General features: G+C 32.2%; 6 protein-coding genes and 1 pseudogene. 3 read left to right on the forward strand and 4 right to left on the reverse strand.

All coding sequences use genetic code 11. The features are described 5' to 3' along the window. Nucleotides 1-191: 191 nt before the first annotated feature. Together AC1DTM_RS16970 and AC1DTM_RS16975 are read left to right on the forward strand one after the other, a co-directional pair. A pseudogene (locus AC1DTM_RS16970) lies at nt 192-310 on the forward strand (IS6 family transposase); the annotation flags it as partial. 121 nt (nt 311-431) lie between these two features. Then, nucleotides 432-1,868 carry an IS4 family transposase gene (locus tag AC1DTM_RS16975; protein ID WP_088099315.1) on the forward strand — a complete coding sequence of 479 codons (1,437 nt, stop codon included), beginning with the start codon at nt 432-434 and terminating at the stop codon, nt 1,866-1,868. Nucleotides 1,869-2,222: 354 nt separating this feature from the next. Here AC1DTM_RS16975 and AC1DTM_RS16980 read toward each other — a convergent pair whose 3' ends face one another. Then, nucleotides 2,223-2,549: an antibiotic biosynthesis monooxygenase family protein gene (locus AC1DTM_RS16980; protein ID WP_088099314.1), complete on the reverse strand. Its 327-nt coding sequence runs from the start codon at nt 2,547-2,549 to the stop codon at nt 2,223-2,225. 353 nt (nt 2,550-2,902) lie between these two features. Here AC1DTM_RS16980 and AC1DTM_RS16985 point away from each other — a divergent pair, with 353 nt between their 5' ends. Further along, the gene (locus AC1DTM_RS16985) at nt 2,903-3,235 is read left to right on the forward strand and encodes a hypothetical protein (protein WP_088099313.1); all 333 of its coding nucleotides are present in this window, start codon (nt 2,903-2,905) and stop codon (nt 3,233-3,235) included. A 241-nt stretch (nt 3,236-3,476) separates the two neighbouring features. On the opposite strand, the gene AC1DTM_RS16990 is transcribed toward AC1DTM_RS16985, so the two are convergent. The 3 genes from AC1DTM_RS16990 to AC1DTM_RS17000 all read right to left on the reverse strand — a co-directional run. Then, the gene (locus AC1DTM_RS16990; RefSeq protein ID WP_088099312.1) at nt 3,477-4,910 is read right to left on the reverse strand and encodes an IS4 family transposase; all 1,434 of its coding nucleotides are present in this window, start codon (nt 4,908-4,910) and stop codon (nt 3,477-3,479) included. A 74-nt stretch (nt 4,911-4,984) separates the two neighbouring features. After that, complete coding sequence (locus AC1DTM_RS16995; protein WP_000725946.1) at nt 4,985-5,359, reverse strand: hypothetical protein; 375 nt, start codon at nt 5,357-5,359, stop codon at nt 4,985-4,987. A gap of 99 nt (nt 5,360-5,458) precedes the next feature. Next, the coding region (locus tag AC1DTM_RS17000) for a transcriptional regulator (protein ID WP_477000533.1) at nt 5,459-5,771 on the reverse strand (313 nt) is incomplete at its 5' end.

Genomic DNA, 5,771 nt, shown 5'->3' on the forward strand with positions numbered 1-5,771 from the left:
CTATTATCCTCGGAAGAGCTTATACAACAGCGATATGAAAAGTATAGACAAATAGAGAATTATAAATGAAAATATTTAAAGTCCGTATTACATTTCGGAGGATTCTCGCAAAAAATTCTAAATATTTTGTAAGTAACCTCTTAAACTGGGATATGCTGATACTATTACTCTACAAAAGATGTGTGATCGGTATGGAAAAGGAAAATTTGTTCAAATGGAAGCATTATCAGCAAGATATTATTTTGTTAACTGTACGTTGGTACGGTACAACTTAATTTTTCGTGATTTAGTAGAAATGATGAGGAACCAGGATTATCCTACCATTATGCTAGAAATATATATGTTATATTTTCTTTTCCACTACCTTTGCACCAGAACCAAAAAATACGCTATTCTTTCTGTAGAATCATAGGAAAGGATGGCGTTTTTGTATGTATCTATCAATTTCTGACGAATTACAATTATTTGCTGAAGAATTATATGAACATCTTACCCCTTCATTTTTGGAAAATCTCGCTAGAGAGCTAGGTTTTGTAAAACGAAAACGTAAATTTTCAGGGTATGATTTAGCTACTATATGTGTCTGGATTAGTCAACGAGTAGCGAGTGATTCATTAGTCCGATTGTGTAGTCAGCTACATGCATCAACAGGAACTCTTATGAGTCCTGAAGGACTAAATAAGCGCTTTAATAAAAAGGCAGTGTTCTTTTTGAAACATATTTTCTCCACATTATTAAAAAATAAAGTTTGTGGAAAGTCAGCAATTCCAAGTGCTTCACTTACCTATTTTCAGCGAATTCGTATTTTAGATGCAACCATTTTTCACGTACCAAAACACTTGGCCAATGTATATCCTGGATCAGGTGGTTGTGCACAAACAGCGGGTATAAAAATCCAGTTAGAATATGATTTACATAGTGGTCAGTTTTTAAATTTCCAAGTGGAACCAGGGAAAAATAATGATAAAACCTTTGGAACAGAGTGTTTATCAACATTACGCCCTGGTGACCTATGTATCCGGGATTTAGGCTATTATTCACTGGATGATTTAGATCAAATGGATCAACGTGGTGTGTACTATATATCGCGACTCAAATTAAACAATAGGGTATATGTCAAAAATGAATTTCCTGAATACTTTCGAAACGGAACAATAAAAAAACAATCTCAGTACATCAAAGTTGATTTAGAGCACATCATGGATACCTTAAAACCAGGACAGTCCTATGAAATAAAAGAAGCTTATATTGGAAAGGATAAAAAACTATTCACTCGGGTGATTATGTATCGATTAACAGAAAAACAACTTCGTAAGCGTATGAAAAAACAAGTGTACACAGAAAGTAAAAAAGGGATTACATATTTGGAAAAAAGCAAACGATTAGCTGGCATGAACCTATATGTTACCAATACACCTTGGGAGATTGCTCCGATGGAACAAATCCATAATTTTTACTCTCTCCGCTGGCAAATTGAAATCATTTTTAAAACTTGGAAATCCTTATTTCAAATTCATCATTGGCAACATATTAAACAAGAGCGATTAGAATGCCATGTTTATGGAAAACTCATTGCCATTTTTCTATGTTCTTCTACTATGTTTAAGATGCGACAATTAATTTTACAAAAGAAGAAACAAGAATTAAGTGAATATAAAGCAATTGGAATGATTCAAGATCACTTATCAAGTTTGTATCAAGCCATACAACAAAACATCCAAGAAATAACAAAGATCCTAATCAGCCTGTTCCACCTCCTACAGAAGAACGGGAGAAAATCTCATCGATATGAGAAGAAGACTGTTTTTGATATTATGGGTGTTGTTTATGAGTATAATGGGTTGAAAAAACAAAAGAAAGTTGCATAATTTAAAAAAGGAAACCCGTTAGGGTTTATTTGGTATGCATATTATTAAGAGTATGCTTCTATTTTAGGAATGCTTTACCTCCACAAAATGAAAGTACACTTTGTTTTCATTTTTAAGTTGATGGGCATGGGGTACCGCCAGCATTTTGGAAAAAAACCACGCTAAGAGCATGCAAGTGTATAGAGATAATAAAGTCCTTTAATTTTGATATAAAATAAATAGAGCCTTACTACAATCTGTGTGTAGTAAAACTCCTTAAAGTTGTTAGAAAATTATTAGATCCAATTGTGATCACCTCAAAAATGAATAATAAAGTTGTTTAATTCGGTTACAGAATTAAACAACTTTATTATTCTACATTTCAAATAGATACTCACGTTCTACTTTACATACACGTAATGCGAATCGACTATACCATTCTTTTTTCCCACGTTCTTGGGCAATTTGGTGAGCTGAATTTTCTTTCCAAGCAGCAATATCCTCGAGTGTTTCCCAATAAGAAACGGTAATTCCCAAATCCGAATCTCTTGCACTTTCGACACCTAAATATCCTTTTTGTTTACTTGCTAATTCGTCCATTTTTGTTGCCATCACACCATAGCCATTTTCACCTTCTGTTCGTTCTGAGGCAAAGATAACTGCATAATAGGGTAATTTATATGTATTTGCTAAGTTACTCATCTCCAACCACTCTCCTTAATTTATTTAACTCCAAGATTCTAATAAAAGCTCTTACAATTATTATACTTTAAGCGAGAGAAACTCACACTATTTCGAAGTTTCGGACTTCGTTTTTAAATATCTATATTATTTTTTCAAGAACTTTATTTCCGTTAAACAGCAAGATTTTATACAGTTTTTCGGCTAATCCAGTAACAAACGAGAACCMGAAAACCCACACTATGATAGGAATGTATAAAAAATTGCATAGATTGATAAAAAGAAAAAAAGACATTATGTTAACTATATACGAATATCATATTCATCCAAAATTGCCCTTATTGATGGTACAATYAAAGTCTTGGAGGGATATTATGGGATTTATTTTATATTTTGCATTTTATTTTGGAGTACTGTTTCTTATAATTGGTACTGCATTAGTTTTATTTATTATGGCTGCATTACCAAAAATCTGGAATAAAAATCTATCATTCGTAATGATCGGTTTAGGGATAAATATACTTGCCATTCCGTTATCTTATTTTATAGGTGGGATGGCAACAGATTCCCCAGGTAGTACTATGCTTGATTTTTGGAAAGGATTTCTCTTTATTCAAGCAATACCGCTCTTCTTACTACTTCTCCTACTACTTCTAACTTTGATTTTGTGGTTTATTCGTCGGAACAAAGAAAAAGTTCGCATGTAGAATTTTAAAATCACTTCCAATAACGATAATTATGTAAATGAGCTGTCCAAATGGATGGCTTATTTTATTTTTTGCTTAGCGTGGTTTTTTTCCAAAATGCTGGCGGTACCCCATGCCCATCAAGCTAAGGTTGGGTCTTCCATGAACTTCCGTTCTTGTTGCCTACATGCTTGATAATTTGTTTATTTGTTTTTAAAAATACGCATACCAAATAAACCTTGATACGGTGTATTTTTAAAGATTATGCAGTTTTCTGCTTTAGATTGGATACAGTAAACTGATAAACGACACCTAAAATATCAAAGACTGTCTTTTTCTCATATCGATGGGATTTCCGTCCGTTTTTCTGTAAGAAGTCAAACAGACGAAGGAAAATTTTTGATACTTCTTGGGTGTCTTTTTGTATAGCTTCATATACTAAGTACAGATGATCTTGAATTATATAAATTGCTTTATATTCACTTAATTCTTTTTGTTTTTTCTGTAGTAACAGCTGTCGCATTTTGAACATAGTGGAAGAACAAAGAAAAATAGCGATTAACTGTCCATAAAGATGACATTCTAGACGCTCTCGCTTAATATTGTGACAATGATTAATACCAAAAAGAGATTTCCATGTTTTAAATACAATCTCTATTTGCCAACGTAGTGAGTAGATATCATGAACCTGTTCCATCGGAACAATTTCCCATGGTATGTTGGTAATATAAACGTTGATTTCTGTTAATCGTTTACTTCTTTCAGAGTATGTAACTCCTTTTTTCTTTTCAACATAGGTTTGCTGTTTCCTACGTTTATGAGTTTGATTTGATGTGAGTCTGTATATTACAACTCGTGAGGGTAATTTTTGTTGTCCAATATAGGCATTCCGAATTTCATAAGTATCTCCTGGTTTTATCTGATGCATAATATCTTCAAGGTTAAGTAAAACATATAGGGATTGCTTTTTTAATGTCCCATCCCGAAAGAATTCTGGAGAATCATTTTTTATATATACTCTATTATTTAATTTCAACCGTGAAACATAGAATGCACCTCGTTGATCCATCTGGTCTAAATCTTTTAGAGAAAAGTATCCTAAATCTCGAATACATAAATCTCCTGGACATAAGGTATCTAAACAATCTGTACCAAAGGTTTTATCATTATTTTTACCTGGCTCCATTTGAAAATTGAGGAATTTTCCACTATGTAAATCATACTCTAGCTGAATTTTAATACCGGCTGTTTGTGCACAACCTCCTGAACCAGGATAAATAGGAGCCAAATGATTAGGGACTTGAAAAATAGTAGCATCTAAAATACGTATACGTTGAAAATAAGAAGTATATTGGTCTTGGATTTGAGAAGAATCGTTTAGTTGGCTTTTGACTAAAAGAGAAAATATACGCTGTAGAAATAAAACAGCGCATCGGTTAAAACGTTGATTAAGTCCTTCTGGACTCATAAGTGTAGCTGTATTTGCATAAAGTTGACTACATAATCGAGTGAGGGAATCACTTGCTACGTGTTGACTAATCCAAATACATAAAGCGGCCAAATCTCGTGCACCATACTTACTTTTACGTTTTACGAAACTCGTATCCTGTGCGAGCTGTTGAAGGATGTTTGGAGATAGATATCGCTGTAGCTCTTCAGCGAATAAATGAAACTCATCTTGAATCGATAGAGTCATACAAAACGCCATCCTTTCTGTATATTTCTACAAAAAGAATAGCGTTTTTTTGATTATATGGATACAAATTTATCTTAGTTTGATAGCGATGTGACGGTACCCCTAAAAGATATTAAACAAATTATTAATATACTTACATCGACTATAAGAGAAAATATAGTCATAAAATCATTTAAGGGCATAAACATAACAAAGAGTGAAAACATTGCAGAAACAAGCGGGATAGAAATCTGTAAAATAGTTATCTCTCCATTTTTGTAAAGCTGATAAGATTTAAAAGAGATGATTAATAAAACAAAAGATGTCAGTAATAGTCCTAAATATCCCCAACCATTTTCAATGAACCAAGGTAAAAAGGGCACTCGTGATGTGAAAGCAAATAAATTAAATATTAACATACCAATTATTACGATATTTAAAAAAAAGAAAAGGGTTGCTTTTTTCTTCATTTGAATCACTCTCCAAAATTTGATTTTGTATTTTTAATTTATTTAAGATTTTTGTTATAACATTAATTAGCGATCATTTAATAAGTTTTTTCTGTGAATCTATTGTAATAATTTTGTTACTTCTATAAATCTTTTTTCAACTTCATCTAATTCAAATGAACTACATATCCTATGGTTTTCTTTATTTAAAATTCGATAATGTTGAGAAAGAATATTTTGTTGTATTTTATAACCATTTAACTCTCTTATTTGTCGCCACCATAGTTTTCCTCCTAAAGTTTTTGAGGAACTATTATTATAATGTGTAAAAGCAATCGTTTTGATAATTTCGTTAATATCGTCTCCAAAAGTCATCTGGATTATATCGCTATCTTCAAAAAGAGTGACAACACACACTGCACCTGTCCATGTG

The organism is Bacillus sp. P4_D3, from assembly GCF_056401855.1.